This window comes from Acidimangrovimonas pyrenivorans, assembly GCF_042643245.1.
GTDB lineage: Bacteria > Pseudomonadota > Alphaproteobacteria > Rhodobacterales > Rhodobacteraceae > Acidimangrovimonas > Acidimangrovimonas pyrenivorans.
The window spans coordinates 1-544 of the sequence record NZ_JBHRSK010000032.1; the positions used below are offsets into that span (position 1 = coordinate 1).

The 544-nt window shown below is 67.8% G+C and carries 1 pseudogene; it reads left to right on the forward strand.

Features of this window, described 5'->3' with window-relative positions:
* A pseudogene (locus ACFOES_RS20980) lies at positions 1-544 on the forward strand (transposase); the annotation flags it as partial.

Genomic DNA, 544 nt, shown 5'->3' on the forward strand with positions numbered 1-544 from the left:
CTGGGCGCGAAGGAGCTGTGCCGCAAGCACGGCATCAGCGACGCGACCTTCTACAAGTGGCGCTCGAGATATGGCGGCATGGAGGTGTCGGATGCGCGGCGGCTGAAGGCGCTGGAGGCCGAGAACGCGAAGCTGAAGAAGATGCTGGCGGAGCAGATGCTCGACGTCGCGACGCTGAAGGAGATGCTGGGAATGGGAGCAGGCGAACGCCATGCGTTCGAGTGAGCCTGCGGACGCTTCTGAGGCCCGGTTCGAGGCGGCGTGCCGTGGACTGGGCCATGAAGGAGAAGAGCTACTCGCAGCGGCGGGCCTGTGCCCTGGCCGGGATCGACCCGCGCGTGTATCGGCGGCAGCCGACCAGGCCGGAGGACCGGGAGTTGCGCGAGCGGCTGCGGGAACTGTCCGGCGAGAGGCGGCGGTTCGGCTATCGGCGCCTGCACATCCTGCTGAAGCGGGAAGGCTGGGCGCTGAACTGGAAGAAGCTCTATCGCATCTACCGCGAGGAAGGCCTCACCGTGCGCAAGCGTGGGGGCCGCAAGCGGGC